Here is a 25349-nt window from a genome sequence, read left to right as displayed (position 1 = left end):
CTCAAGGGGGGAGATCGGAGCAACACCGAGACGCATCCGCACCATCTCAAACCCCGCTCGCCGGAATGCCCGCGCGCTCCACCTTGCGCGGCGACGTCAGTTCCTTCCAGGTCGAGAGCGCCTTGTTGACCGCCTGGAAGGGTTCGCGCTTGACGAATTTGCCGTGGCCTTCCTGCGTCTTGACCGTGCTTTCCTCGATCGCGACGACGCCGCGGGTCAGGGTGTAGCGCGGCAGGCCGGTCACCTGCTTTCCTTCGAAGACGTTGTAGTCGATCGCCGACTGCTGGGACTTCGCCGAAATCGTCTTCGAGCGCTTCGGGTCCCAGACCACGATGTCCGCATCGGCACCGACGAGGATCGCGCCCTTGCGGGGGTAAACGTTGAGGATCTTTGCGATATTGGTCGAGGTCACAGCGACGAATTCATTCATGGTGATGCGGCCAGTCGCAACGCCATAGGTCCAGAGCATCGGCATGCGATCCTCCAGGCCGCCGGTGCCGTTCGGGATCTTGCGGAAGTCGCCGACGCCGGTGCGCTTCTGGTCTGTGGTGAAGGCGCAATGATCGGTCGCCACGACCTGCAGCGAGCCCGACGCAAGGCCTGCCCAGAGACTGTCCTGGTGCTGCTTGTTGCGGAAGGGCGGGCTCATGACCCGGCGGGCCGCATGGTCCCAGTCCTTATCGAAATATTCGCTCTCGTCGAGCGTCAGGTGCTGGATCAGGGGCTCGCCGTAGACGCGCATGCCGTTCTGCCGGGCCCGACGGATCGCCTCGTGCGACTGTTCGCAGGAGGTATGGACGACATAGAGCGGCACGCCAGCCATGTCGGCAATGATGATGGCACGGTTGGTTGCCTCGCCCTCGACCGACGCCGGACGGGAATAGGCATGCGCCTCCGGGCCGTCATTGCCTTCATCCATCAGCTTCTGCTGCATGGCGGCGACGACGTCGCCGTTTTCGGCGTGGACGAGGGGCAGGGCGCCGAGCTCGGCACAACGCTGGAAGGAGGCGAACATCTCGTCGTCGTTCACCATCAGCGCGCCCTTGTAGGCCATGAAGTGCTTGAAGGTGTTGATGCCGTGGTTCAGAACGACCGCCTTCATCTCGTTGAAGACCTGCTCGCCCCACCAGGTAACGGACATGTGGAAGGAATAGTCGCAATTGGCGCGGGTCGACTTGTTGTCCCAGCGCTTCAGCGCATCAAGCAGGGATTGGCCCGGGTCAGGCAGGCAGAAGTCGACCACCATGGTCGTGCCGCCGGCTAGGGCCGCGCGCGTGCCGCTTTCGAAGTCGTCGGAGGAATACGTGCCCATGAAGGGCATTTCGAGGTGGACATGGGGATCGATACCGCCCGGCATGACATAGCAGCCGGTCGCGTCGAGAACCTCGTCGCCGAACAGGCTGGGGCCAATCTCGACGATCTTGCCCCCGTCGATCTTGACATCGGCCTTGTAGGTCAGGTCGGCGGTGACGATGGTTCCGCCCTTGATCACTGTGCTCATGGTCCCGTTCCCTCTGGTTTTTTCTTGGGGGACCACCGGCCGCATCGGGCCGGAGGCCCTATGCTATCGTCGTCTTCGTCGTCTGGTGTGGTTGTCTTCTCGCTCAGACCTCGACGAGGTCGAGGCGCTTTTCCACCCGTTCCAGCCGTTCGTCAATGCGGTCGACGCGGCGAGAGATGCTAGCATATTGTTGCTCGAGAAATCCAAGTCGCTCCTTGGTCTCGAGATGGTACTGCGTGTGCAGCGCGAGCGTCTCCTGGATGCGCTTGAGCGTCTCGAAGATAAGCTCGTTGGTAACCTTGTCAGACATCGCGTCATCCTTCCACGATGGGAATATAGAGAAGCGCCGTTCACTCGACAATCTCCGCGGTTTCCAGCACCGCATGGAACAGCACGTCCGCGCCGGCACTTGCCCATTCCTTCGATATCTCCTCCGCCTCGTTGTGCGACAGGCCGTCGACGCAGGGGCACATGATCATTGTGGCAGGTGCCACCTTGGCGGCCCAGCAGGCATCGTGGCCGGCGCCGGAAATGATGTTCATATGGCTGTAGCCGAGCTTCTCCGCCGCTTCCCGGACGCGACCAACGAGAACCGGATCGAAGGTTATCGGATCAAAATGTCCGACGGCCTCGACGGAACAGCCGACGCCGAGCTTGTCGCAGATCTCGGCCGCCTGCTTCTCGATCTTCGCGCGCATCCGGTCGAGCTTCTCTTGGCTCGGGGTGCGGATGTCGACCGTGAAGACGACCTTGCCCGGCAGGACATTTCGCGAGTTCGGCGAGAAGAACATCTGCCCGACACCGCCCACGGCGCCTGGCTGCTCGGCCATTGCCACGTCCTGCACCATCTCCAGGATACGGCTCATGGCGAGGCCTGCGTTGACGCGCATGTTCATCGGCGTGGAGCCGGTGTGGGCTTCCTTGCCAGTCAGCGTGAACTCGAGCCACCAGAGTCCCTGGCAGTGGGTGACGACGCCGATCTGCTTCTTCTCAGCCTCGAGGATCGGACCCTGCTCGATATGATACTCGAAATAGGCGTGCATCCTGCGCGCACCGACCTCTTCCTCGCCGACCCAGCCAATGCGCTTCAGCTCGTCGCCGAACGTCTTGCCGTCCGGATCCTTGCGCGCATAGGCATAGTCAAGGTCGTGGATGCCGGCAAAGACGCCGGAGGCGAGCATGGCAGGCGCGAAGCGTGCGCCTTCCTCGTTCGTCCAGTTGGTGACGACGATCGGATGCCTGGTCCTGATGCCGAGGTCGTTGAGCGTGCGAACGACCTCAAGGCCGGAGAGCACGCCGAGGACGCCGTCATACTTGCCGCCGGTCGGCTGCGTATCGAGGTGCGAGCCGATATAGACCGGCAGGGCGTCGGGATCGGTGCCGGCGCGGGTCATGAACATGGTGCCCATCTGGTCGACACCCATGGTCAATCCGGCGTCGTCGCACCATGCCTGGAACAGCTTGCGGCCCTCGGCATCGGCGTCCGTCAACGTCTGGCGATTGTTGCCGCCGGCAATGCCGGGGCCGATCTCCGCCATTTCCATGAGCGAATCCCACAACCTGTCGCCATTGATGCGCAGGTTCTCGCCGGGTGCTGCCACCATCAGCTACATCCTCACCTGTTCTGGACCGCCCTCGGCGGTCTTGTCTGTTCCCGCCGGTTCTTTATTTCCTGCCCCGTCGACAGTGAAACTCAGCATTGCCTTTGTTGGACTTGTCGCTGATAATTTGACCGGTTGGTAAAAACATACAATTTCCGCGCCGCCACTCAAGACGAAAAATCGCAAATCTCACCGATGGATGAAAAGGTGATGGGCGCGTCGGGACGTGGGGATCGTGGCGGGGGATCGTGGCGGGACTGGGGGCAGCGAGCGCATGGCAGTACCGAGGGCGGCGAAGACGCAGCGGCGGACGCGGATCCAGGAGGAAAAGGAGGAGCGAATCCTCGATGCGGCTCTGGAGGTGTTCTCCTCCAATGGCTTCCGCGGTGCTACCATAGACCAGATCGCCGAGGCGGCTGGAATGTCGAAGCCGAACCTCCTCTATTACTTCCGCACGAAAGAGGCGATCTATAGGACTCTCCTGGAGAGCATGCTCTTCACCTGGCTGGAACCGCTGAAGGCGCTGGACGCGGAAGGAGATCCGGAGGCGGAGATCCGGTCCTACATTCGCCGCAAGCTCGAAATGTCGCGGGATTTCCCGCGCGAGAGCCGGCTCTTTGCAAACGAGATGCTGCAGGGGGCTCCCCATATCGAAGACGATCTCACCGGGCCGCTCAAGGCACTGGTCGACGAGAAGGCGGAGGTGATCCGAAGCTGGATCAAGAACGGCAAGATTGCGCGCTGCGATCCTTATCACCTGATCTTCGCGATATGGGCGACGACGCAGCATTATGCTGATTTCGATGTTCAGGTACGCGCCGTCCTGGGCGAAAATCGCGCGGGCGAGGGGCGTTTCGAGGACGCGGCGCGGTTCCTTGAGCAACTGTTCTTCGAAGGGCTTCGCCCGAAGAAGGCTTGAATAGGACGGTGTTCAAAGTTCCGTTCGGCGCAGCAGATAGTCCAGGCCGCCGACCCGGAACCAGCGATAGGCATGGGCCTCCAGCAGCAGGCGGTGGCGTCCCTTGCCGTCCGCCTCGCTGCTTTCGCTATCGGCGATGTCGATGAGCAAGTTGCCGTGCTCGCCGCAGCCGACGTCGAGATGGATTTCGACCGGCTCCGGCTTCAGGTTGTGGACGATCAGGACCGAATTGTTTCGCCAGTCGTAACGGATAGCGAGCACACCCGGTTTTCCGGTATCCAGCACGGTATAGTCGCCCCAGCCGATCTCCGGTACCTCCTTGCGCATGCGGATCAGCCGCTCCATCCAGTTGAGCAGGGATTCCGGATCGCGCCGCTGCTCCGCGACGTTGATGTGCTCGAAGCCGAAAGGTCCCTTGGAGATCACCGGCAGCACCGGCTTGTCGCTTTTGGTGAAGCCACCCTGCGGTTCGTCAGACCATTGCATCGGCGTCCGGGCGCAGTTGCGCTCCGGCAGGTCCAGGTCATCGCCCATGCCGATCTCGTCGCCATAGCGGATGACGGGCGTTCCCGGCAGCGAGAACATCAGGCTGTAGGCGAGTTCCAGACGGCGCTGGTCGCCGCCCAGCATCGGCGCGAGCCGCCGGCGGATGCCGCGGTCGTAGAGTTGCATGTGCTTCTCGGGCCCGAAGGCCGCAAAGACCGCCTGCCGCTGATCCTCGCTCAGACGCCCGAGATCGAGTTCGTCGTGGTTGCGCAGGAACATGCCGAACTGCGCAGTGTGCGGCTTCTCGCGCGTCTGCTCCAGTGCGGCGACCATCGGTTCCGTGTCGCCGCTCGCCAGCGCATAGAACAGCGACTGGTTGACGGGAAAATTGAACATCATCTGGATGCGGTCGCCATCGTCGCCGAAGTACCTGATGTTTTCCTTCGGCAGTATGTTCGCTTCCCCGAGGATGATCGAATCCCCCTTCCGCCACTGCAGAAATTCGCGGAAGGTACGCAGCATTTCGAACTGCTCCTTTGGCTTCTTGATGTCCGCACCCTTCTCGGCGATAACGAAGGGGACGGCATCCATACGGAAGCCGCTCACGCCAAGCTGGATCCAGAAGCCCATGATCTTGAGGATCTCCGCCTGGACGTGCGGATTGGCGGTATTGAGGTCCGGCTGGAACTCGTAGAACCGGTGGAAGTAGTATGCGCCCGCTTTCTCGTCATAGGTCCATGTGCTTTCCTGGACGCCTGGAAAGATCATTCCCTCGTCGGCATTTGCCGGCTTCTTCTTCGACCACAGGTACCAGTCGCGATAGGGCGAGTTCGGATCGCGGCGGGCCGACTGGAACCAGGGATGCTGGTCGGAGGTGTGGTTGACGACGAGATCGATCAGTACCCGGATGCCGCGCTGCTTGCAGCCATGGGTGAAGTCGACGAAATCACCCAGCGTGCCGTAGCGCGGGTCGATGTTGTAGTAATCGGCAACATCGTAGCCGTCATCCTTCCCGGGAGAGACCTGGAACGGCATCAGCCAGATCGCATTGACGCCAAGCCCCGCGAGGTAGTCGAGCCGGCGCGACAGCCCCTCGAAATCCCCGACGCCGTCGCCGTTGGAATCCATGAAGGTTTCGACCGACAGGCAGTAGATGACGGCGTTCTTGTACCAGAGGTCGCTGATCACGATGGCTCTCCTTGGGGCAGACCTCGTGGCAATGTGGAGCAGGGGAGGTTTGTTCCCGTCTGTTCGGAAGCCACTTACCCGGGGGTGCAAACGCAAACAGCGCGAAGCGGTGCTCCGGGCCGTAATTTCCTGATCGTCAGCGGAATCAGGCTGCGTTGCGCATCCGGCGGCCTGCCGTGGCCGACTGGTGCTGGCCTTCGAGCCTGAAGTTCGCCAGCATCGACTGCAGTTGCGCGCTCTCCTGCGCCAGTGTCGCGCTGGCAGCCGTCGTCTCTTCCACCATGGCTGCGTTCTTCTGCGTCATCTGGTCCATGTGGTTGACAGAGGAATTGATCTCCGCAAGGGCGGTTGCCTGTTCGCGGACCTCCTGGGCGACGACGGCAAAGCCTCGACCGGCTTCACCCGCACGGGCGGCCTCGACGCCGGCGTTGAGAGCCAGGAGGTTCGTCTGGAAGGCGATCTCGTCGATCACGGTGATGATCTGGCTGATCCTGTTGGACGAATCCTCGATGCGTCCCATAGCATCGACGGCGCTGCGAACGATCTCGCCGGATTTGGCCGCACTCTGGCGCGTCTCGTAGACCATGTCCCGGGCCTCGTTTGCCCGCGAGGAGGCGGCGCGGACGGTCGCAGTGATTTCGTCGAGCGCCGCCGCCGTCTCCCCAGCGCCGCGGCCCGCTGCTCCGTGCGCTGGGAAAGGTCGGTTGCACAGGCGTTGACGCGCGAAGCCTGCCGGCCGGATGGGAGCCTGCCGCAGAATTCAGCCAACGGATGTCAGGTTTGCGCTAAGCCTTGGTTAAAACCTGGAGGACATGTTTCGCACTGCAACAACCTTGAGCGGCATGGCCGTCTGCTGCTGCCCCATTCGAGGCGCGACGAGCAGGAGAGGCCGCGGCGGCAAGCCGCGAACCTCTCCCGTCGCGGGAGGTTCTATTCAGCGGCCACCGGGGCGGCCATCGGGTTGTTCGGATGCATCGTCCAGTTGGCGTAGGTGGGTTCGACCACCTTGCCGGTGCGCTGGTCCAGTTCGCCCGCCGCCAGCGGCTCCATCGTGATGCAGTTCTCGACCGGACAGACGTTGACGCAGAGATTGCAGCCGACGCACTCGTCCTCCATCACCTCGAAATGGCGGATGCCATCCACCTGAGAGGTGATTGCCTGGTGGGACGTGTCCTCGCAGGCAATGTGGCAACGGCCGCACTTGATGCAGAGCTCCTGGTCGATATGGGCCTTTGCCACGTAGTTGAGGTTGAGGTAGCGCCAGTCGGTGACGTTGCTGACGGCCCGGCCGCAGATGTCGTCGAGGGTCCGGTGGCCCTTGGCATCCATCCAGTCGGATAGACCGGTGATCATCTCCTGCACGATCTTGAAGCCATAGGTCATTGCTGCCGTGCAGACCTGCACATTGCCCGCCCCGAGCGCCAGGAATTCCGCCGCGTCGCGCCAGGTGGTCACCCCGCCTATGCCGGAGATCGGCAGGCCGTAGGTCTCCGGGTCTCGGGCGATCTCGGCCACCATGTTGAGCGCGATCGGCTTTACGGCCGGGCCGCAATAGCCGCCGTGGCTGCCTCGCCCGTCGATCGTCGGAACCGGGGCGAAGCTGTCGAGGTCGACCGACACGATCGAGGAGATGGTGTTGATCAGCGACACGGCATCCGTGCCGCCCGCCTTTGCTGCGCGGGCAGGGTAGCGGATGTCGGTAATGTTCGGCGTCAGCTTGGTGATCACCGGCATGCGCGTGTACTGCTTGCACCAGCGCACCACCATTTCGATATACTCCGGCACCTGCCCGACTGCGGAACCCATGCCGCGTTCCGACATTCCGTGCGGACAGCCGAAGTTGAGCTCGATGCCGTCGACTTCGGTTTCCTCGACGAGCGGCAGGATCGCCTTCCAGGCCTCCTCCTCGCAGGGCACCATGATGGAGGCGACGATCGCCCGATCCGGCCAGTTCTTCTTGACCTCCTTCATCTCGCGCAGGTTCACGTAGAGGTCGCGGTCGGTGATCAGTTCGATGTTGTTGAGACCAAGAAGGCGCCGGTCGGCACCCCAGATAGCGCCGTAGCGGGGGCCGTTTACGTTGACGACCGGCGGGCCTTCGGCGCCCAGCGTCTTCCAGACGACGCCACCCCAGCCGGCCTTGAAGGCGCGCTCGACGTTGTAGGCCTTGTCGGTCGGCGGGGCCGATGCCAGCCAGAAGGGGTTGGGCGACTTGATGCCGACGAAGTTGTTGCGGATATCAGCCATGGTTCTTCCTCCCCTCAGGCGACCGCTACAGCCGGACGGGCGGCGGCAGCGAAGGCTCGGTTGATGCTCTCTGCCGCATCGCGCCCCTGCGCGGTTGCGGACACCGTGAGGTCTTCGCCGTGACCGGTGCAGTCGCCGCCGGCCCAGACGCCATCGATCGAGGTGCGGCCTTCCAGATCGACGGCGATCTTGCCGCGCTCGATCCTGAGCGAACCCAGTGTGCCTCCCACGAAGCTCTGGCCGATTGCCTTCATCACCTGGTCGGCCGCGATGACGCCGGTTTCCCCGGTGCCGACGAGCTTGCCGTCGCGGATCGCCGTGTATTCCACCTCGATACCGGCGACCTGGCCGTCCTTGCCGATGATGCGCTTCGGTGCCAGCCAGTGACGGATGATGACGCCGTTGGCGGTGGCGAGATCCTGCTCGTAGCCGGAGGCGTTCATGTTCTCCTTGCCGCGGCGGTAGCAGATCGTCACTTCCTCGGCGCCGAGCAGCTTTGCCTGGATTGCGGCATCGATCGCCGTCATGCCGCCGCCAAGGACGACGACGCGGCGGCCGATCGGAACTTCCGCCTTGTCGGTGGCTTGGCGGAGTGCAGCGATGAAGTCGACAGCATCCTCCACGCCCGAGAGATCCTCGCCCTCGATGCCGAGGCCGTTGACGCCGGCAAGGCCCATGCCGAGGAAGACGGCGTCGAAATTGCTCGTCAGTTCCCCCAGGGTGAAGTCACGCCCGAGCATCTGCCCCGTTCGGATCTCGATGCCGCCGATCGCGGTGATGTACTCCAGCTCGCGCTGCGCGAAGTTCTCCGTCGCCTTGTAGGTGGCGATGCCGTATTCGTTGAGGCCGCCGGCCTTCTCGCGGGCGTCGAAGATGACGACGTCGTGGCCATGCATGGACAGCCGATGCGCGCAGGAAAGGCCTGCAGGGCCGGCACCAACCACCGCCACCCGTCGCCCGCTCGAGGCGGCGCGGTGGTAGAACTGGCGGTTCATCTCCATCGCGATGTCGGTCGCGTAGCGCTGCAGCTTGCCGATCTCGACAGGCCGATCCTCTGCGGTATTGCGCACGCAGGCCTGTTCGCACAGCGTTTCGGTGGGACAGACGCGGGCGCACATGCCACCGAGGATGTTCTGGTCGAAGATGGTCTTGGCGGAACCGAGGGGATTGCCGGTCGATATCTGCCGGATGAACAGCGGGATATCGATGGCGGTGGGACAGGCCGTCATGCAGGGCGCGTCGTAGCAGAAGTAGCAGCGGTCGGCTGCGACCAGCGCCTCATGCTTGTCGAGGCGCGGGTGGAGGTCGGAAAAATTGGATGCGTATTCGTCGGGCGACAGGCGGCCAGCCTGTATCCCGCTTCCCAGTCGTTCCATCTGAGTTCCCTCTTTTATGGCTTTATGGACAACTATTGGAAGCAGGCTATCACAGGCCGAATTTTTATCAAACGGTAAATAAATCGGCGAGAGCGAGCGGCTCTAGAACTTGACAAGCGTCATCAACTTTAATCTTGCCCGAGATAATCAAGTTAAATATGGTCCCGCCGTCGAAGGGGCTGAGGCCACGGAATCGAGAGGGATTTGAACCATGGCGAAGAAGCAGAAGCGCAAGGGCAACAGCGGCAATAGCGATGGCGCCAGCGTCCAGGCCGCGCAGGAGCAATCCGCTCTGGATATCCGCAGCTTCCTCTATGTCGGCGGGCGTGACTGCCAGGTCGCCCACCTTCGCCAGATCGCCAGCAAGCACGGCGCGGAACTCATTCATCATGACGGGGGCCTGAGGGAAGCGGTCTCGCGCATCGATACGGTGCTGCCCTCCGTCGACTGCGTCTTCTGCCCGATCGACTGTATCAGCCACGATGCGTGTCTGAGGGTGAAGACCGGATGCAAGAAGTTCGGAAAAACCTTCGTCCCGCTGCGCAATGGCTCGAAGTCGAGCCTGGAGCGCGCGCTGCAGACCATGAAGGAACGCAATGATGAGAGAAGAACGTCCTGACGCAAGCCTGTTCATCGGGCTCCACAAGCTCGCCGAACAGACCGGTGACGGTCTGGTGCCCGAGCTTTATGCGCTGTTGACGCAGAATGAGCCGACGTCCGACATGACGAATGTCGTCACCTTGCGGGACCGCCAACGCCGCGATGTCGAACGTGAGGTTGCATCGGACGCCCCCGCCCGCATTCTCGCCTTCCGCCGATAGGTGGCTGCGAGCTATCCTTCAGAACGAAGGAAGGCTCCGGCGGCGACGATCAGCCAGCCAAGGATCATGGCCGTGCCGCCGGTCGGTGCGGCCATGGGAAAAAGTCCGCTGCTGAGGAAATGCCGCGCGAGCAGGTCACCGGCAAAGACGAGCGTACCGAGGCCGATCACCAAGGCTGCGAGCGTGGCAGTTCTGACCCGCCGACCAACCGCATATAGCGCGACGAGGGCAGGGGCGTGCACGAGACACATCATCGACGCCGTTCCAAGCAGCCGCGTGTCACCCCCATGGCTCGCCGCAGCCGCAAGTGCCACGCCGGCTGCCCCGAAGATGCCGCTCAGAAACAGAATCAACGGCCGCAGATTGTCGAGTCTTTCCAACAGGCTATTCCTTGTTCTGCATATGGTATGCAAGGCGCTCGATCGGCGGCCAGATGATGTCGCGGAGCTTGGGGTTGTCGACCGTTTCGTCCAGAGCACGGCGGAAGCAGAGGAGCCATTCCGCCGTTTCCCCGGGACCGATGGGCGCTGCGAAATGCCGGGAGCGCAGCCGCGGATGCCCGTGCTTTTGCACATACACAGGCGGGCCCCCCAGATAGCCTGTCAGGTAATCGTAAAGCTTGGCTTCGCTGCCCTCCAGGCTCGGGGGATGCACGGCGCGGCAGCGGGCCGCCTCCGGCAGCGTATCCATCAAATGGTAGAAGCGCCGCGTCAGCGCCCTGACGGTCGGTTCGCCGCCGATTGCCTCGTAGAGGGTAACTGTCTCGCCCGACATCCCGGTTCCTGTCCGTTCGCCTTCCTCTAGCCGTCAGGTCGGGGTGAGGCAAGCGCCGGGACGTCGCAGTCAGTCGGGTCCGACATCGGCCTCCTTGGCGGCATCGTCGGGCAGCGAGCCTGTGCCGGGCGTCTTCTCCTTGTCGGTCAGACCCTTGCGGGCGTGCGGCCCTTCGGGGTTCTTGTCGGTCTTGTCGTTGGTCGCCGGCTCACGCTGTTCGATGGCGTCCTGCGCCTGTCTGTCCTTGTTCATCACGGTCTCCTTCCGGTTCCCATCAACCGCATCCCGCCACGCTTGGTTCCGGGCGAGAGAGGTGGTGATTTTTCCGCTGGAGGAGGAACGTAAGACTGAACCGGCGGTTTCAGGGCAGGACGGAGGCGCAATGATGGCCTCGGTCAGATCTGAGGGGACCGCTAAAAAATGCCTTCACGCATACCCGTGCTCGTCGTTGAAGATGAACCCATTCTACGTTTCGATATCGTCGATACGCTCAACGATGCGGGCTTCCATGTCCATGAAGCCGGCAGTGCCACCGAGGCAATCGAGATCCTGACACAGAACACGGGCATCCGCCTCGTCTTCACCGATGTCGACATGCCCGGCGGCATGGATGGGATCAAGTTGGCCGCCTATATCCGCGACCGCTGGCCGCCCTTGAAGATCATCGTCACGTCCGGATACCGGAAGGTCACCCTCGAGGAGATTCCCGCCGAGAGCTGTTTTTTCAGCAAACCCTATGACCCCGCCCGGATCGTCAGCACCATGCACAGGATGCTTGCAAACTAGCGCCCATCGACCGCTTTTCTGCATCAACGAGCCTCAAGCGACTATTTTCGGATGAATTCGTCGACTTTTGCGGCATATCGCAAACTGCTTTTTTAACGTTTGTCTGATGTTCTCCCCTTCAGGGCTGCAAGGTGCCATGAAGGCCGGCGGCAGATGACGCTTGGCCCGGGTGGCATCGAGAGTGTTCCTCCCTCTCTTTCATCCTTGTCGGGCCTTGGGATCCCCAGCGGATAGGCTCGGGAGCAGCTGATGCAGTTCGTGCGTACGTTCATTGCCTTCTTCGATACGAGTTCCGACAGTCTGGAATTCCGGCGCGCTCAGTATGCGGAGCTTTCCCGCCAGGTTCCCCTGATGTACGGCATCGTCGTCATCAACATGGTGATGCTCGCGCTCACGCATGTCGATAGGGCCCCGGCAGTGTTGACGATCTGGCTTCCCGCCGCCTTCGTCGTGATCTGCGTTCTGCGTGCCATCAAGATGATGCGGGCGCGCAAGCGGATCCCCACCGACGAGGTGATCGAGCGGTCGTTGCGAACCGTCGTCTGGCTTGCCTGCACGCTCGGCGCCGCCATTTCCGTCTGGTCACTGCTGCTCTTCGGTTATGGTGATGCCTATGCCAAGAGCCAGAACACCTTCTTCACCGGGATCACAATCGTCACCGTGATCACCTGTCTGAGGCCGTTGAAGCAGGTGGCGCCGGCGATATTCGTGCTCGTCGTGATTCCGACGATCGTCTTCCTCGGGCTTCAGGAGCATGAGGTCTTCCGGGCGATCGCGCTCAACATGCTGCTGGTGATGGGCGGCATGATGGTGGTGATGCAGCGGTCCCACTCCGATTTTCGCCAGCGGGTCGAGAAGGAGATCGAACTTGCCGCACAGCATCGGCAGTTGCAGTCGCTCAACGGGACCATCTGCCAGATGGCGAACGAGGATGCGCTGACGGGACTGGCCAACCGGCGCTGTTTCTTTGAGCGACTCGAGCAGCAGATCGCAGCATCGACTTCCGGCAACGAACCCTTTGCGGTCGGGATTCTCGACTTCGACGGCTTCAAGCCCGTTAACGACATCTTCGGCCACAGTGTCGGTGATCGCCTGCTTCAGGAGGTCGCCTGCCGGCTGTCGTCGAGCCTTCCGGAGAACGCGCTGCTGGCGAGGCTCGGTGGTGACGAGTTTGCATTGATCCTTCTGACCCCTGGCTCCGACGAGGACTTGCAGAAGACCTGCCGGGAGGCGCTGGACGCGCTCGTACCGGCCTTCGTATTCGAGGAGGGGAGCGTCACCGTCTCTGCCACCTGCGGGCTTTCCCGCTTCCCCGAAGCGGGCGGCACCGCCGGCGAGCTCTACGAGAAGGCGGACCTTGCGCTTTACTATCTGAAGCAGAACGACCGCGGTGCGGTCACGATCTTCTCCGACCTGCACGCCGAGGAAAACCGCCAGGCCGCGGCCGTTGCCCATCGGTTACGGGCGGTGGAGAGCGAGGACGTCTTTCACCTCGAGTACCAGCCGATCGTCAACCGCGACGGGCGTGCGATCGGCTTCGAGGCGCTGGCGCGCTGGGATGATGCGGTGCTCGGTCGGGTCTCGCCGGATGTCTTCATCCGCGCGGCGGAGCAGGCAGGGACGATCGGCAAGATCACGATGCCCCTGTTCCGCAAGGCGCTGCAGGCGGCTCGCGCCTGGCCTGATGATGTCAAGCTCTCCTTCAACCTCTCCGCCCGTGACGTCTGCAGCCCGAAGACGATGACAGCGCTGCTCGAGGAGATCGACAAGGCCGGGATCGACCACGGGAGGCTGATCCTCGAGGTCACCGAGTCCGCAATCATGCAGGACTTTTCGCGCGCCACCCTTGCGTTGCAGGCTGCGCGCGAAAAGGGCGTCTGCGTCGCACTCGACGACTTCGGCACCGGCTATTCCAGCCTGAGCTATGTGCGTCGGCTGCCAATCGACCGGATCAAGCTCGATCGTTCCTTCACGCTCGACATCGAACGCGAGCGCGTCGCGCGCGATATCGTCGCAACCATGGCCTCACTCTGCCATAGCCTCGACCTTGAATGCATCGTCGAAGGCGTGGAAACGGTGACGCAGATGCAGATCCTGGCGGCCGCGGGTGTCAGCGGCTACCAGGGCTATCTCTTTTCGCGGCCGATGCCGGAAGAGGCGGTGGGCAGCTATCTCGCCGGACAGGCCGGTCGTGCCAGGCGACCGCAGGCAGTCTGAGCCTCAGATGCCGTTGAGGCCGATGAAGACGAGGGCGCCCGCGCTTGCGGCGACCGCCGTCGCGGCGGCAAGCGGCAGCCAGTAGCGCGCGGGGCCCGCCACGGCAGCCAGCAGCAGCCGCCCGCAGGCGTTCGCCGTCAGGGCGACCAAGACGGCTTGGCCGATCAGCGAAAGCGAAACCTCTGTGCCAGCGAGGCGAAGCGCGCTCAGCACGGCGACATCCACGTCGAAGGCGCCCGATACCGCGGAACTTGCGAGGATGCTCGCCGAGCCGAAGCGGGCGGTGAGGGCGGCGCTTGCCGTGGAGACCGTCGCGAAGGCCGCCGCGAAGACAAGGAGGGCGGTAAGCTCGAATGGATTCCGGGCCTGCCGTTCGGGATCGGCATTCGTCTTCGGAACGGACGAAAGTAGCAGGAAGGCGATGGCAGCGAAGGCCGCGGCGGCGGCGAGAGCGGGCGGCCCGGCGACCTCCAGCGCATGCGGGGCGAGGATCAGCATGACGACGCTGACCCGCAGCACCGACACCATGGCAGCAAGCGCCGCCGCCCCCGACAAGGCCCGTGCGTTACCGCCGCTACTTGCCGTCCGCGCGAAAGCGACCGTGACCGCCGTCGAGGAGATCAACGCGCCGGCCAGCCCGCTCACTACCAGCCCGCGGGCCGGACCGAGCAATCGCACTGCGATGTAGCCGAGATAGGAGAGGCTGGCGGTGAGGACGGTGAAGAACCAGATCTCCCACGGATTGAAGCCGCCCCAGGGATCGATGGCGCGATTGGGCAGGAGCGGCAGGATGATCGTCGTCATCACCGCAAGCAGAAGAGCGGAGCGCAGTTCGATCCAGGTCAGACGCTTCAGCAGCGCATGCAGGACTTCACGGCTGGCAAGCACGGCGGCGAGGGCAGCGCCCCCGGCGGCCGCGGCTCGATAGTCGCCGCTGACGGCGAGACCGCCCAGCGCGAAGACGCAGAGGCCGACGATCACCCTGGTGACGCTGAAGCTCTTCTCGGCGATCGCTTCGCGGGCCTGGAACCAGGCGAAGAGCAGCGAGAAGCCGAGGAAGCCGACGGCGAACACCGCCGCCGTCTGCATGCTTTGCGAGAGCGCCGCGAAGATGCCGCCAAGAAGCCCGGAGATCGCATAGGTGCGGATGCCGGCGGTGCGGCTGCCGGCAGGTTCGTCCCGCTCGCGCCAGCCGCGCTCGAGCCCGACCAGCATGCCGATCGCCAGCGCCACACCGAACCGCAAGATCAGGTCGTCCATCAGCTTCACGCCCACCCATTCCGTTCCCGCATAGCGGGGCCGATGACAGGCGGCAAGGTGGAGGTGGCGGAGCGGCTCAGGAAAACCCGGCCAGCATGGCGGCGAACCGACGGCGCGCGGCGTCGCTTGCGCCAACCATGCGGAGGAGCCGGTTCCTCGTCCAGCGCAGCACCGGGCTTTTCAGGGTCGCCAGCTGCGTCAGCCGGTCGGTCCGGCCGAGGACTTCGCGCGCCGCACCGCGCCGGGAGCCATCATAGCGTTGCAGCGGCTCGTCGTTTTGGGTGTCGATCGCGACTGAGAGCGCTTCGGCAAGGGCAACTGCGTCCCGCAATCCAAGGTTCATGCCCTGGCCACCGGCGGGGCTGTGCACATGCGCGGCATCGCCGACCAGTAGCAGCCGCCTGTCATGAAATGTCTCGGAGAGCTTGTGGTGGACGTGAAAACCCGAGCCCCACAGCACCTCCTCCACGCGTGCTCCCGAACGGGGACCTCTTGCGTCGAGGATTGCCTGGACATCGGCAAGATCAGGTTCTGCCGGCGCATCCGGGTGCTGTGCCACAACGCGATAGCGCCGCTCCGACATGGGCGCGACCACGAGCGTGCCTGCTTCGGAGAAATAGAGCGTCACCTCGTCACTGGCGATCGGCCATTGCATCCGCACGTCGGCGAGCATGAAGGAGCCGTAGGTCTTGCCCGGAAAGCCGATCTCGCCCGCGTCGCGAACGGCGCTTCTCATCCCGTCGGCTCCGACAAGATAGCGGCAGTCGAGGCTGACCTCATCGCCAGCCATGTCGAGTGCGATCCTGAAGCCGTCACCCGCCCTGTCGAAACGACGTAATTCGACAGGTCGCATCACCTCGTGGCCAAGTGCCCGCAGCCGGCCTGTCAGGGTGGCTTCGGTCTCGTCCTGGGGGATCATCAGCGCGTGGCGGTATTTTCCCGGCAATACCGTGAAGTCGATATGAAGGAGTACGTCGTCCCGGTCCCTGATCCTGAAATTCGGCACCTTGATACCCCGAGCCAGAAGATCCCCGGCCACGCCGAGAATTTCGAGCTTTTCCAGTGTCGCGGCATGGACCACCGCAGCACGAGAAGTGTTCTGTGCGTCCGGCAATGCATCGACGATACGGAAATCCACTCCCTTCTGCGCGAGCCCGACTGCCGTGGCCAGCCCCGCCGGCCCGGCACCGACGATCAGGACCTGCGTGGACATCGTGCTCATTGAGCCATCCTCCCGAATATTGTAAACACGTGTTTACTAACCTGCGGGTTCAGGTAAGTCAACGGCTGTTTACAAGAGGTGCAGGATGCGGAATGCAGAGGCGACGCGGGAGAGACTTGTGCAGGCGGCGCGTCGCATATTCTCGGAGCGGGGGTACGAGCGTACGACCGTGCGTGACATCGCCGCGCAGGCCGAAGTCAATCCCGCGCTGATCAACCGCTATTTCGGGGGCAAGGAGCAGCTTTTCGCCGAGGCAGTTTCGGTGGACCTGGCACTGCCTGACCTGAGCGGGCTGGAAAGCGGCCGGATCGGCCCCGCATTGGCCGCCCATTTCTTCCGGCGCTGGGAAGGGGCGGAGCATGACGACCTTCTGCGCACGCTGATCCGCACCGCCGCCACCAATCCCGAGGCGGCCGTCCGCATCCGCGAAATCCTTGGCAGGCAGGTCGCTCCAATGATCAGCCGGGTCGCCGGATCCGAACGTCTGGCCGAGCGCGCCTACCTCGTCGCCACGCAGATCCTCGGACTGGCCTATGCCCGCTACGTGATCAATCTATCCGACGACGACATCGCCCGCGACACGCTGGTCGCCGCCATAGGCGAAACGCTACAACGATACCTGACCGCCCCGCTGCCATAGCGGAGGGGATCTGCTCACTGTGAGAATAATGTCCGACCTGAGAGATAGGTGACATTTCGTACCGGAGACATGGGTAACACTTTTCGACTTTGTCGGGAGGTGTTGATGCCGTGGAGAGAGACTTCGGTCATGGAGGAACGTCTACGATTTGTCGCCCGGCTGCTTGAGGGCGAAGGCATGAGCGAGGTGTGCCGAGCGTTCGGCATCTCGCGCAAGACCGGCTACAAGATCTTCAACCGCTACAAGGATGATGGCCTAGAAGCGCTGACCGATCGATCCCGACGGCCGGTGCGCTATGCCAACCAGTTGCCGGATCCGGTTGAGGCGATGATTGTTCGCCTCAGACAAGAGAAGCCTTACTGGGGTGCCAGGAAGATCAGGGAACTGCTCGTCAAACGGCTGGCCGGCGATGTGCGCATTTCGGCAAAGAGCACCGTACACGCCGTACTCGATCGTCACGGCCTTGTGAGCCAGGCCCGCAAGAGGAACCGGGCGAACAAGGCCGTCGGCACGCAGCTATCGGCGGCACCTGGTCCCAACGATCTCTGGTGCGCCGACTTCAAGGGCGAGTTCAAGCTGGGCAACGGCAATACTGTTACCCCCTGACGATCACCGACCAGCTCTCGCGCTATCTTCTGTGTTGCGAGGCCTTCGAATCGACGCGCGAACAGGGTGTCTTCGAGGCCTTTCGGCGGGTTTTTGCCGAGCGGGGCCTACCGGCCGCGATCCGCTCCGACAACGGCCTGCCCTTCGCCAGTCCCAACGGGCTCTACAATCTGTCAAAGCTCTCGGTCTGGTGGCTCAGGCTCGGCATCGCCCTCGAGCGCATCCGTCCCGGTCACCCGCAGGAGAACGGCCGCCACGAGCGCATGCACCTGACGCTCAAGAAGGAAGCGACGAGGCCGCCGGGCCGCAATATCCTGCAGCAGCAGATGCGTTTCGACGCTTTCGTAAGCGAATTCAATGAAGAACGGCCGCATGAGGCGCTGTCTATGAAGGTACCGGCAGAGCTCTACACCACGTCGCCCAGACTCTATCAGGGCCTGCCGGACATCGACTATCCCTTCCACGATCGCGACGCCATCGTCACCAACTGCGGGCGGCTTTGCGTCCATCGCAAGAAGATCAATATCTCGACGGTGCTGGCCGGACAGAGGCTCGGGCTCAAGGAAGTCGACGACGGCATTTGGCTCGTCAGCTTCATGCACTATGATCTCGGATATATCGACCTGGAGCAGAGAACATTGCAAACCATCGACAACCCGTTCGGCACGAGGTTGTCACCCATGTATTAGGGACAAACCGTTACCTATGTCTCCGGGTCGGACAGAACGTAAATGGCGCACCCGACAGGATTCGAACCTGTGACCTTTGGAATCGGAATCCAACACTCTATCCAGCTGAGCTACGGGTGCTAACCGCCGGCGAGTCTCGCTCGCCGCTCCGATGGCTGGTACTTAACCCAGGATGCGGCCGGCATCAATGCCCATGATTGGTTGGCGCGGAAAATAGATCGCGCGCCTGAACCGGTGGCCGGAGCGCCTCGTACAGGGTCATGATAAGGCCGGTCAGGCGGCCGCAGCCGCGTCTGCGGTCAAGGCGAGCGGGCAATGCCAAGGGGAAGGATGAAGTCTCTGCCATCGGGATACCGTGCCTTGGTCGTCGGCGCGAGCGGCGGGATTGGTGCGGCCGCGGCGGAGCTGCTGCGGGACGAGCCCGGCTGCGGCGGCGTCGAGACGTTGTCGCGCCGCGACGACGGTCTCGACCTGACGGAGGAGGGCACCATTGCCGCTGCCGCTGAAAGGCTGCGTGACGGCGCGCCGTTCGATCTCGTGTTGGATGCGACGGGCGCGCTGACGATCGACGGCATCGGGCCCGAAAAGACCATCCGCGTGCTCGATCCGCAGGCGATGGCGAAACAGTTTGCCGTCAACGCGATCGGGCCGGCGCTCATCTTCAAGCACTTCCTGCCGCTCCTGCGCCGCGATCGCCGGGCGGTCTTCGCGACCCTGTCTGCCCGGGTCGGCTCGATCGGCGACAACCGGCTCGGCGGCTGGATCTCCTACAGGGCCTCGAAGGCGGCGCTCAACCAGATCGTCCGGACCACCGCCATCGAGGCGGCGCGGACGCATCCGCAGGCGGTGATTGCGGCGCTTCATCCCGGTACGGTGACGACGCCGTTGTCGGAGCCTTACGGCGCGGGGCGCGAGCGCCTGTCCCCCGATCATTCGGCGCGGATGCTGCTCGACGTGCTGGACGGTTTGCAGCCGGCCCAGAGCGGGCGGTTCTTCGCCTATGACGGCAGCGCGATCGAGTGGTGACACGATCGGGCAGAAAGGGAAGGGGCTCCGAAGAGCCCCCCATTCATGCCATCATCATTGCACCCGGCCCGGGCGTGGCGCCGGGCGGGCACTTGCCGAGGATGATCATGCCGAGCACCTCGTCCTTGGTCACGTCCTCGGTGCGGGCATGGCCCACCACCTGTCCGTTCTTCATGACGAAGACGCGGTCGGCGAGGTCGAAGACGTCGTGAATGTCGTGGCTGATCAGGAAGATGCCGATGCCTTCCTTCTTCAGCTGCTTGATGAGGTCGCCCACCTGCGCCGTCTCGTGCGGCCCAAGCGCTGCCGTCGGCTCGTCCATGATCAGGATGCGGGCGTCGAAGAGGATCGCACGTGCGATCGCCACCGACTGCCGCTGGCCGCCCGAGAGCGCCTTCACCGGCTCCTTGAATCGCTTGAAGTTGGGGTTGAGGCGGCCCATTACCTCGCGCGCGTTGGCTTCCATGGCGACGTCGTCCAGCGTGCCCCAGGCCGTCTGCAGTTCGCGGCCGAGGTAGAGGTTGGCGGCGGCATCGACGTTATCGGCGACGGCGAGCGTCTGGTAGATCGTCTCGATGCCGAACTTCTTGGCGTCGCGCGGGTTCTTGATGTCGGCGGGCTCGCCGTTGATGAGGATTTCGCCGGTATCGCGGCGATAGGCGCCCGACAGGATCTTGATCAGGGTCGACTTTCCGGCGCCGTTGTGGCCGAGCAGGGCGACGACCTCGCCCGGATAAAGGTCGATGCTGGCATTCTCCACGGCATGGATCCCGCCGAAGGAGATGGAAATATTCCGCATTTCCACGAGCGGAGTGTGTTGGTCCGTCACGATGAAAACTCCTGTTACTTGGCGCGGGCGCGGTAGACGGTGTCGAGCCAGACGGCGAGCACCAGAACCGCACCGACGACGATGCGCTGCAGCGGCGTGTCGATGCCGAGCAACACCATGCCGGACTGAAGGGACTGCATCACCAGCGCACCGAGCATGGCGCCGGCGATCGTGCCCATGCCGCCCGAGAGCGAGGTTCCGCCGATCACGGCGGCCGCGATCGTGTAGAGTTCGTCGAGTTCGCCTTGCGCATTCGTCGCAGCGTTCAGGCGGGCCGTGGAGATGGCGGCAGCGATGGCGCAGAGCACGCCCATCAGCGCGAAGATGCGGACGGTCACCCAGCGGGTCTTGATGCCGGCCAGCTCCGCCGCCTCCGGATTGCCGCCGATGGCAAAGACGTAGCGGCCGAACCGCAGGCGGGTGGCGATGAAGGTCATGACGATGCCGACGCCGATCGCGATCAACACGGGAATTGCAATCCCGTGCGAGATCAGGAGGCCGCCCTCGGGCCAGTCGATGCCGCTGGCATCAGCATAGCGGCGGGCAATGGCGACGGGCCAGTAGTAGCTGTTGGCGACCATGACTGCGCCGAGGACGATCAGGCAGCCGATGGCGCCGATGACGTACTCGGCCCAGATTGGCTTGCGGGGAAAGGCGAAGCGCTTGCGCTGGCGACGTGCATTGATGATCGCGGCGGCAATCGCCAGACAGGCGAGGATTCCCACGATCCAGCTCCAGGTGGCGCCGATCGAGCCGGTCGTGCCGCCACCCATCAGGCGGAAGGTCGGGTCCATCGGCGCGACCGTCTGGCCGCTCGTCACGAACCATGTCGCCCCGCGCCAGACAAGAAGCCCGCCGAGTGTGACGATGAAGGAGGGAACTCCGAGGAATGCGATGATCAGTCCATGAAGCGTGCCGACCATCGCGCCGACCAAAAGCCCTGAGAGGAGCGCCAGCGCCCAGATGGCAGGATGACCGAAGCCCAGCATGTCCGGCAGAATCTGCGCCTGCATGACGCCCATGATCATGCCGGTAAAGCCAAGAATCGAGCCGACCGAAAGGTCGATATTGCGCGTGACGATCACCAGCACCATGCCGGTCGCCATGACGGCGACGGAGGAGGTCTGGACCGTCAGGTTCCACAGGTTGCGTGGCGTCAGGAAAAGTCCGTCGGTCATGACGTGGAAGCCGATCCAGATGATCAGCAGGGCGCCGATCATGCCGAGCAGGCGCGTGTCGATCTCTGTGGCGCGGAAGAAGCGCGTTACCGGGTTCGCATCCGCCTGGCGCGGACCGCTGGTTGTCGTCGTTTGCATTGTGTCGGCCATTCCCGCCGTCCCATCTCTCGGGGGCGCAGCCCGCACTCGACCTGCATGGTGGAGCAAGGGGCGCGCCGTCTCAGGCAAGCGGCCGCAGGACCTGCGACGCCGCCCATGAAAGGGTCCCGACGCTGCAGAACAGCGTCGGGACCCGAACTGCCAACCGGTTTAGTCGCAGGCGGCGACCGAGCCGGCCTTGACACCCTGGCAGGCCTCTTCCTTGCTGATCCAGCCCGCGTCGATGACCACGTTCAGGTTGTCCTTGGTGATCGGCAGCGGGTCGAGGAAGACGGACTTCATCTCGGCGCCCTTCGGTCCGCCGGTGAAGGTTTCGACACCTTCGATCTCGTCCATGGTCTTGCCGCCGGCAAGGGCGAGCGCGATCTCGGCTGCATTCTTGCCGAGTTCACGGCTGTCCTTCCAGACCGAGACGGTCTGCGTGCCCTTGGCGACGCGGTTCAGAGCCGCCTTGTCGGCATCCTGGCCGGACACCGGAACGGAGCCTGCCATGCCCTGTGCGTCGAGAGCGGCAATCGCACCGCCTGCCGTTCCGTCGTTGGAGGCAACGACCGCGTCGACGTCGTTGTTGTTGGCCGTCAGGAACTGCTCCATGTTCTTCTGGGCGTTCTCCGGCTTCCAGCCATCCGTATAGGCTTCGCCGACATTCTTGATCTTGCCGGAGTCGATTGCTTCCTTCAGCACTTCCATCTGGCCGGAGAACAGGAAGTCCGCATTCGGATCGGAGGAGGAGCCCTTGATGAAGACGTAGTTGCCTTCGGGTGCCACCTTGAAGACCTCCTGGGCCTGCATGCGGCCGACTTCCTTGTTGTCGAAGGTGATGTAGAAGGCTTCCGGGTTCTCGATCAGGCGGTCATAACCGACGACCGGAATACCTTCCGCAGTCGCCTTCTCGATGGCCGGGCCGATCGCGTCGCTGTCCTGCGCCAGGACGATCAGTGCGTTCGCGCCCTGCGAGATCAGCGACTCGACGTCGGTGAGCTGCTTTGCGGCGGACGACTGGGCGTCGGCGGAGATGTACTTCGCGCCGGCTGCATCGAGGGCGGCCTTGATCGCGGCTTCATCGGTCTTCCAGCGTTCTTCCTGGAAGTTCGACCAGGAAACGCCGACGACGAGTTCCTGCGCCAGAGCGGCGGTCTGCATGGTGACGACGATGGCTGCACCAGCCATCAGCTTGACGATTGACTTCATGATGTCCTCCCGAATGACGGCGGATGGCCAAAGCCTTCCGTGCTCTCCCCCCGCCAGATTAGCTGCCAGTCAAAGCAGGATCGCTTTTTTCTCGACAGTCGAGAAATTAACTGTCAGAGATTTTCCGGGGAGTCAATGAGGTGGATTGAGTGAAGTCGCCTCTTCGACTATCGGAGGATGAACCCGAAGGAGACGCAGGCGTAGATGCTGGGCAAGTCGAGTACCGAACTGGTCCGGCACCAGAACAGTGCGCTGGTCCTTTCCGCTCTGCGGCGCAGCGGCAGGCTCTCCCACACGCAGCTTGCCGAAGCGACCCGCCTTTCCTCGGCCACCGTCTCCGCTATCACGGCCGAACTCGAGCGCAGCGCGATCATCGAGAAGAGCGAGCAGCAGGCGGCGACGGGGCGCGGGCGCCCGCGGGTGCTCTTCAGCCAGAGGCGCGGTTGCGGCTACGTCATCACCGTCATCGTCTCCTCCGATTCGATCCAGTATTCGCTCGTCGACTATGCCGGCACCCTGCTTGATCGGTTTGCCGAGGCAAGGCGCGGGGCGGCCCCTGAATTCATTGCGGCCATCACGGCCGGGCTGGAGCGTGCGGTGGAGCGTTCGTCTATCGGCCGCGAGCAGGTGCTCCTCGTGTCGATCAGCAGCAAGGGTCTCGTCAGCGCCGACGCGCCGGTGCTCGTCTGGTCGCCCGTGCTCGGTGCCGATGCCGTCGATTTCCGGCTGGCTCTTGGCGCCGGGTGGGGCGGCAAGGTTATCCTCAACAACGAAACCCTGCTGGTTGCAAAGGCGCTGCAGCAGCGTCTTGCCCGGGAGGGCGAGGCGCCTGCGTCGCTGGCGGCGCTTTCGCTCGGCCACAGTATCGGCCTCGGCATCGCACGCATCACCCGCGACGGGGAGACCGAAATCTCGGCGCCGAATTTCGGTCATATGCTGCATATTCCGGGCGGTGCGCTCTGTCGCTGCGGGGCGCGCGGCTGTATCGAGGCCTATGCGGGGTTCTATGCCGTGCTGCGGACGGCGTTCGAGGTGCCGGTGGACACCGTGCCGGCGAAGTTCGTTCCGCTGCCGGAGGTGGACAAGATTGCCCAGCAGGCCCGACAGGGGCATCGCATGGCCGGTTTCGCTTTCCGGCAAGCAGGTATTGCGCTCGGGAACGGCCTGTCGCGCCTCCTCAGCCTGCACGGCCACATGCCGGTCCGTATCACCGGCCCGGGAATGCGCTATTACGACCTGATGCGGGCGGGCGTCGAGGAAGGGCTGGCGCAGACGCATGTGGTGCGCCTGTCCGGCATGCCGCAGCTCGACGTCGTGCCCGATGAGCCGGCACTGGTCTTCGAGGGGCATCTGGGGCTTGCGTTTCAGCGCATAGATCAGGATATCCTCTCCATGCGCGCACCAATCCAGGCGGCCGGAGAATGACGACATGATCGACCTCGACCATCCCTTCTACAAGCCCCTCTGGGCCCGGCTGCTGATCGTCGGCGTCTGTGTCGGCTGGGCCGGCCTGGAATTCTGGAGCGGGGCGCCGGTCTGGGGAATGATCGTCGGCGGGCTCGGGATCTATTCCGCCTACAAGCTCTTCTACGAATTCAACCGCAGGCCATCAGCAGATGCGGCCCAGAAGTCTGCTCAGGAGGAGCGCCAGTAGAGGTCCTTGATGGCGCGATCGATCAAGAGGTTCGCGGTCTTCATCCTCAGCGTCGCATTGTCCCGCAGCGCCTCCGGCACCCGGTCCGGATGATTGTCCTTGGCAAACCGTCTCCGCTTTTCCGCCAGCGTCTCGGCCGTGTCGGTTTGGCTGACGGCCAGTTCCTCGGCAATCTCTGCTTCGGCAAGGCGGAGCAGGTGCGGTGGTGTCGGTTCTTCGGGCGGCTGCTCCGTCACCTGTTCACCCATCGGCTCCGTTTCGGGTTCCGGGATGTCCTCCAGCAGGTCGAGATAGGCGTCGCGGGCGGCGTGGCCCGTCGCCTCCGAATCGGTATCCGCCTCCGTCGTGGCGGCGACGAAAGCCGTCTTCAGCCCAGCCTGCCGAAAGGTGGGCTGGTCCGTCCCGTCCTCATCCTGTTTGCCTTCCTCGTCCAGCCGGGTCAGTACCGACTGGAACAGCGATTGCCCGACCAGCATGCCGTTTCCCCATTTCGGGGAGACAGGATCACACGGAGTTGGCGCCGGGCTTGCGGGCGGGCGCTCGTCACGGCGGATGGCAACTCCCGAACGTGTTTCTTTAACGGCCTGTATACTGGTTCGCTTCTACTGTTCGCGCGTCTGGGTCTGTCTTTGAGTACGGGGGCATTATGAGTGAAATACAGAATCGGGCTGTCCAACTTCTGCAGCTTCAGCATCCCTCGCTCGACAACAAGGCCGCCGATTTTCGCTTCCAGATGCTGAAGGCGTCGCTTCTCCTCTATCGCAGCATCGGTGGCTCGCCGAGCGTCGGCCACGAGCTCGTTCGCGAAGCCTTTGAGACCGATCCCGGCGATGTGGCCGATTGTGTGGGCGAACTGATGAAGGCGATTGCCGCCGTCAGCCATCTGCAGGATCTCGACATGATGCAGGCCGCCTACAACACGCTCGACGTCAGCTTCCGCCGCGTGCTCTCGCTGCAGGCAAAGGTCGCCTGAGGGCCG

25 protein-coding genes, 1 tRNA gene and 2 pseudogenes are annotated in these 25349 nt (G+C 63.5%); 11 read left to right on the top strand and 17 right to left on the bottom strand.

Translation table 11 applies throughout. The features are described 5' to 3' along the window. Window positions 1-46 precede the first annotated feature (46 nt). The 3 genes from hydA to NT26_RS12050 all read right to left on the bottom strand — a co-directional run bounded on the left by hydA (window position 47) and on the right by NT26_RS12050 (window position 3105). The gene (gene hydA / locus NT26_RS12060; protein WP_052639053.1) at window positions 47-1501 is read right to left on the bottom strand and encodes a dihydropyrimidinase; all 1455 of its coding nucleotides are present in this window, start codon (window positions 1499-1501) and stop codon (window positions 47-49) included. 103 nt (window positions 1502-1604) lie between these two features. Beyond that, entirely contained in the window at window positions 1605-1811 is a 207-nt protein-coding gene (locus tag NT26_RS12055; protein ID WP_052639052.1) for a hypothetical protein, read from the bottom strand. A 40-nt stretch (window positions 1812-1851) separates the two neighbouring features. Further along, window positions 1852-3105, bottom strand: coding sequence for a Zn-dependent hydrolase (locus NT26_RS12050; protein WP_052639051.1), 1254 nt, complete (start codon window positions 3103-3105; stop codon window positions 1852-1854). A gap of 271 nt (window positions 3106-3376) precedes the next feature. Here NT26_RS12050 and rutR point away from each other — a divergent pair, with 271 nt between their 5' ends. Further along, on the top strand, window positions 3377-4021 hold the full coding sequence (rutR, locus tag NT26_RS12045) for an HTH-type transcriptional regulator RutR (RefSeq protein WP_052639050.1): 645 nt from the start codon (window positions 3377-3379) through the stop codon (window positions 4019-4021). Window positions 4022-4033: 12 nt separating this feature from the next. Here the strand turns inward: rutR and NT26_RS12040 are convergent, their stop codons facing one another. The 4 genes and pseudogenes from NT26_RS12040 to NT26_RS12025 all read right to left on the bottom strand — a co-directional run bounded on the left by NT26_RS12040 (window position 4034) and on the right by NT26_RS12025 (window position 9318). Further along, window positions 4034-5695, bottom strand: a complete 1662-nt coding sequence (locus NT26_RS12040) for an alpha-amylase family protein (protein WP_052639049.1) — start codon at window positions 5693-5695, stop codon at window positions 4034-4036. 145 nt (window positions 5696-5840) lie between these two features. Beyond that, a pseudogene (locus tag NT26_RS12035) lies at window positions 5841-6424 on the bottom strand (methyl-accepting chemotaxis protein); the annotation flags it as partial. 201 nt (window positions 6425-6625) lie between these two features. After that, a complete protein-coding gene (gene preA, locus NT26_RS12030; protein ID WP_052639047.1) occupies window positions 6626-7942 on the bottom strand; it encodes an NAD-dependent dihydropyrimidine dehydrogenase subunit PreA in 1317 nt (438 codons plus the stop codon). A gap of 14 nt (window positions 7943-7956) precedes the next feature. Further along, window positions 7957-9318: an NAD(P)-dependent oxidoreductase gene (locus tag NT26_RS12025; protein WP_052639046.1), complete on the bottom strand. Its 1362-nt coding sequence runs from the start codon at window positions 9316-9318 to the stop codon at window positions 7957-7959. A 211-nt stretch (window positions 9319-9529) separates the two neighbouring features. Here NT26_RS12025 and NT26_RS12020 point away from each other — a divergent pair, with 211 nt between their 5' ends. Together NT26_RS12020 and NT26_RS12015 are read left to right on the top strand one after the other, a co-directional pair. Further along, the gene (locus NT26_RS12020) at window positions 9530-9937 is read left to right on the top strand and encodes a DUF2325 domain-containing protein (RefSeq protein WP_052639045.1); all 408 of its coding nucleotides are present in this window, start codon (window positions 9530-9532) and stop codon (window positions 9935-9937) included. Next, a complete protein-coding gene (locus NT26_RS12015; RefSeq protein ID WP_139346354.1) occupies window positions 9915-10139 on the top strand; it encodes a hypothetical protein in 225 nt (74 codons plus the stop codon). The genes NT26_RS12020 and NT26_RS12015 overlap by 23 nt, the downstream gene beginning before the upstream one ends. An 11-nt stretch (window positions 10140-10150) precedes the next feature. On the opposite strand, the gene NT26_RS12010 is transcribed toward NT26_RS12015, so the two are convergent. The 3 genes from NT26_RS12010 to NT26_RS12000 all read right to left on the bottom strand — a co-directional run bounded on the left by NT26_RS12010 (window position 10151) and on the right by NT26_RS12000 (window position 11165). Next, complete coding sequence (locus tag NT26_RS12010) at window positions 10151-10519, bottom strand: DUF423 domain-containing protein (RefSeq protein ID WP_052639043.1); 369 nt, start codon at window positions 10517-10519, stop codon at window positions 10151-10153. Between the two features lie 4 nt (window positions 10520-10523). Beyond that, on the bottom strand, window positions 10524-10913 hold the full coding sequence (locus tag NT26_RS12005; RefSeq protein ID WP_052639042.1) for a group II truncated hemoglobin: 390 nt from the start codon (window positions 10911-10913) through the stop codon (window positions 10524-10526). A gap of 69 nt (window positions 10914-10982) precedes the next feature. After that, the gene (locus NT26_RS12000) at window positions 10983-11165 is read right to left on the bottom strand and encodes a hypothetical protein (RefSeq protein WP_052639041.1); all 183 of its coding nucleotides are present in this window, start codon (window positions 11163-11165) and stop codon (window positions 10983-10985) included. A 168-nt stretch (window positions 11166-11333) separates the two neighbouring features. Between NT26_RS12000 and NT26_RS11995 the strand changes: the two genes are divergently transcribed. Together NT26_RS11995 and NT26_RS11990 are read left to right on the top strand one after the other, a co-directional pair. Further along, window positions 11334-11699: a response regulator gene (locus NT26_RS11995; RefSeq protein ID WP_052639040.1), complete on the top strand. Its 366-nt coding sequence runs from the start codon at window positions 11334-11336 to the stop codon at window positions 11697-11699. Between the two features lie 249 nt (window positions 11700-11948). Next, window positions 11949-13916 carry a putative bifunctional diguanylate cyclase/phosphodiesterase gene (locus tag NT26_RS11990; protein ID WP_052639039.1) on the top strand — a complete coding sequence of 656 codons (1968 nt, stop codon included), beginning with the start codon at window positions 11949-11951 and terminating at the stop codon, window positions 13914-13916. A gap of 3 nt (window positions 13917-13919) precedes the next feature. On the opposite strand, the gene NT26_RS11985 is transcribed toward NT26_RS11990, so the two are convergent. Beyond that, window positions 13920-15176: an MgtC/SapB family protein gene (locus tag NT26_RS11985; protein ID WP_052642125.1), complete on the bottom strand. Its 1257-nt coding sequence runs from the start codon at window positions 15174-15176 to the stop codon at window positions 13920-13922. Window positions 15177-15252: 76 nt separating this feature from the next. Beyond that, complete coding sequence (locus NT26_RS11980; protein ID WP_052639038.1) at window positions 15253-16398, bottom strand: FAD-dependent oxidoreductase; 1146 nt, start codon at window positions 16396-16398, stop codon at window positions 15253-15255. Between the two features lie 85 nt (window positions 16399-16483). Between NT26_RS11980 and NT26_RS11975 the strand changes: the two genes are divergently transcribed. Both NT26_RS11975 and NT26_RS11970 read left to right on the top strand, forming a co-directional pair. Next, window positions 16484-17038 carry a TetR/AcrR family transcriptional regulator gene (locus tag NT26_RS11975; RefSeq protein ID WP_052639037.1) on the top strand — a complete coding sequence of 185 codons (555 nt, stop codon included), beginning with the start codon at window positions 16484-16486 and terminating at the stop codon, window positions 17036-17038. Window positions 17039-17143: 105 nt separating this feature from the next. Beyond that, window positions 17144-18333 (top strand): annotated as a pseudogene (locus NT26_RS11970) (IS481 family transposase). A 43-nt stretch (window positions 18334-18376) separates the two neighbouring features. Here NT26_RS11970 and NT26_RS11965 read toward each other — a convergent pair. Beyond that, a tRNA-Arg gene (locus NT26_RS11965) sits at window positions 18377-18453 on the bottom strand. A gap of 210 nt (window positions 18454-18663) precedes the next feature. On the opposite strand from NT26_RS11965, the gene NT26_RS11960 reads away from it, so the two are divergent. Next, entirely contained in the window at window positions 18664-19359 is a 696-nt protein-coding gene (locus NT26_RS11960) for an SDR family NAD(P)-dependent oxidoreductase (RefSeq protein WP_052639036.1), read from the top strand. Between the two features lie 43 nt (window positions 19360-19402). On the opposite strand, the gene NT26_RS11955 is transcribed toward NT26_RS11960, so the two are convergent. The 3 genes from NT26_RS11955 to xylF all read right to left on the bottom strand — a co-directional run bounded on the left by NT26_RS11955 (window position 19403) and on the right by xylF (window position 22716). Beyond that, window positions 19403-20188 carry an ATP-binding cassette domain-containing protein gene (locus tag NT26_RS11955; protein ID WP_052639035.1) on the bottom strand — a complete coding sequence of 262 codons (786 nt, stop codon included), beginning with the start codon at window positions 20186-20188 and terminating at the stop codon, window positions 19403-19405. A gap of 14 nt (window positions 20189-20202) precedes the next feature. Then, complete coding sequence (locus NT26_RS11950; RefSeq protein WP_425287732.1) at window positions 20203-21504, bottom strand: sugar ABC transporter permease; 1302 nt, start codon at window positions 21502-21504, stop codon at window positions 20203-20205. A gap of 171 nt (window positions 21505-21675) precedes the next feature. Beyond that, a complete protein-coding gene (xylF, locus tag NT26_RS11945) occupies window positions 21676-22716 on the bottom strand; it encodes a D-xylose ABC transporter substrate-binding protein (protein ID WP_052639033.1) in 1041 nt (346 codons plus the stop codon). 204 nt (window positions 22717-22920) lie between these two features. On the opposite strand from xylF, the gene NT26_RS11940 reads away from it, so the two are divergent. Beyond that, complete coding sequence (locus tag NT26_RS11940) at window positions 22921-24141, top strand: ROK family transcriptional regulator (protein ID WP_052639032.1); 1221 nt, start codon at window positions 22921-22923, stop codon at window positions 24139-24141. 4 nt (window positions 24142-24145) lie between these two features. Next, a complete protein-coding gene (locus NT26_RS11935) occupies window positions 24146-24370 on the top strand; it encodes a hypothetical protein (RefSeq protein WP_052639031.1) in 225 nt (74 codons plus the stop codon). On the opposite strand, the gene NT26_RS11930 is transcribed toward NT26_RS11935, so the two are convergent. Then, complete coding sequence (locus tag NT26_RS11930; RefSeq protein WP_052639030.1) at window positions 24352-24846, bottom strand: hypothetical protein; 495 nt, start codon at window positions 24844-24846, stop codon at window positions 24352-24354. The genes NT26_RS11935 and NT26_RS11930 overlap by 19 nt on opposite strands. Window positions 24847-25016: 170 nt before the next feature. Here NT26_RS11930 and NT26_RS11925 point away from each other — a divergent pair, with 170 nt between their 5' ends. Continuing rightward, window positions 25017-25343, top strand: a complete 327-nt coding sequence (locus tag NT26_RS11925; protein ID WP_052639029.1) for a hypothetical protein — start codon at window positions 25017-25019, stop codon at window positions 25341-25343. The last annotated feature ends 6 nt before the right edge of the window (window positions 25344-25349 follow it).

The organism is Pseudorhizobium banfieldiae, assembly GCF_000967425.1.
GTDB classification, from domain to species: domain Bacteria; phylum Pseudomonadota; class Alphaproteobacteria; order Rhizobiales; family Rhizobiaceae; genus Neorhizobium; species Neorhizobium banfieldiae.
The sequence above is the reverse complement of the archived record's forward strand: the minus strand, read 5'-3'. Positions and strand labels throughout refer to the sequence as shown.

Excerpts from the sequence above, each read along its gene's own strand:
- hydA (WP_052639053.1), bottom strand. The coding sequence starts at position 1,501 with ATGAGCACAGTGATCAAGGGCGGAACCATCGTCACCGCCGACCTGACC.
- NT26_RS12055 (WP_052639052.1), bottom strand. The coding sequence starts at position 1,811 with ATGTCTGACAAGGTTACCAACGAGCTTATCTTCGAGACGCTCAAGCGC.
- NT26_RS12050 (WP_052639051.1), bottom strand. The coding sequence starts at position 3,105 with ATGGTGGCAGCACCCGGCGAGAACCTGCGCATCAATGGCGACAGGTTG.
- rutR (WP_052639050.1), top strand. The coding sequence starts at position 3,377 with ATGGCAGTACCGAGGGCGGCGAAGACGCAGCGGCGGACGCGGATCCAG.
- preA (WP_052639047.1), bottom strand. The coding sequence starts at position 7,942 with ATGGCTGATATCCGCAACAACTTCGTCGGCATCAAGTCGCCCAACCCC.
- NT26_RS12025 (WP_052639046.1), bottom strand. The coding sequence starts at position 9,318 with ATGGAACGACTGGGAAGCGGGATACAGGCTGGCCGCCTGTCGCCCGAC.
- NT26_RS12020 (WP_052639045.1), top strand. The coding sequence starts at position 9,530 with ATGGCGAAGAAGCAGAAGCGCAAGGGCAACAGCGGCAATAGCGATGGC.
- NT26_RS12015 (WP_139346354.1), top strand. The coding sequence starts at position 9,915 with ATGATGAGAGAAGAACGTCCTGACGCAAGCCTGTTCATCGGGCTCCAC.
- NT26_RS12005 (WP_052639042.1), bottom strand. The coding sequence starts at position 10,913 with ATGTCGGGCGAGACAGTTACCCTCTACGAGGCAATCGGCGGCGAACCG.
- NT26_RS12000 (WP_052639041.1), bottom strand. The coding sequence starts at position 11,165 with ATGAACAAGGACAGACAGGCGCAGGACGCCATCGAACAGCGTGAGCCG.
- NT26_RS11995 (WP_052639040.1), top strand. The coding sequence starts at position 11,334 with ATGCCTTCACGCATACCCGTGCTCGTCGTTGAAGATGAACCCATTCTA.
- NT26_RS11990 (WP_052639039.1), top strand. The coding sequence starts at position 11,949 with ATGCAGTTCGTGCGTACGTTCATTGCCTTCTTCGATACGAGTTCCGAC.
- NT26_RS11985 (WP_052642125.1), bottom strand. The coding sequence starts at position 15,176 with ATGGACGACCTGATCTTGCGGTTCGGTGTGGCGCTGGCGATCGGCATG.
- NT26_RS11980 (WP_052639038.1), bottom strand. The coding sequence starts at position 16,398 with ATGAGCACGATGTCCACGCAGGTCCTGATCGTCGGTGCCGGGCCGGCG.
- NT26_RS11975 (WP_052639037.1), top strand. The coding sequence starts at position 16,484 with ATGCGGAATGCAGAGGCGACGCGGGAGAGACTTGTGCAGGCGGCGCGT.
- NT26_RS11960 (WP_052639036.1), top strand. The coding sequence starts at position 18,664 with ATGAAGTCTCTGCCATCGGGATACCGTGCCTTGGTCGTCGGCGCGAGC.
- NT26_RS11950 (WP_425287732.1), bottom strand. The coding sequence starts at position 21,504 with ATGCAAACGACGACAACCAGCGGTCCGCGCCAGGCGGATGCGAACCCG.
- xylF (WP_052639033.1), bottom strand. The coding sequence starts at position 22,716 with ATGAAGTCAATCGTCAAGCTGATGGCTGGTGCAGCCATCGTCGTCACC.
- NT26_RS11940 (WP_052639032.1), top strand. The coding sequence starts at position 22,921 with ATGCTGGGCAAGTCGAGTACCGAACTGGTCCGGCACCAGAACAGTGCG.
- NT26_RS11935 (WP_052639031.1), top strand. The coding sequence starts at position 24,146 with ATGATCGACCTCGACCATCCCTTCTACAAGCCCCTCTGGGCCCGGCTG.
- NT26_RS11930 (WP_052639030.1), bottom strand. The coding sequence starts at position 24,846 with ATGCTGGTCGGGCAATCGCTGTTCCAGTCGGTACTGACCCGGCTGGAC.
- NT26_RS11925 (WP_052639029.1), top strand. The coding sequence starts at position 25,017 with ATGAGTGAAATACAGAATCGGGCTGTCCAACTTCTGCAGCTTCAGCAT.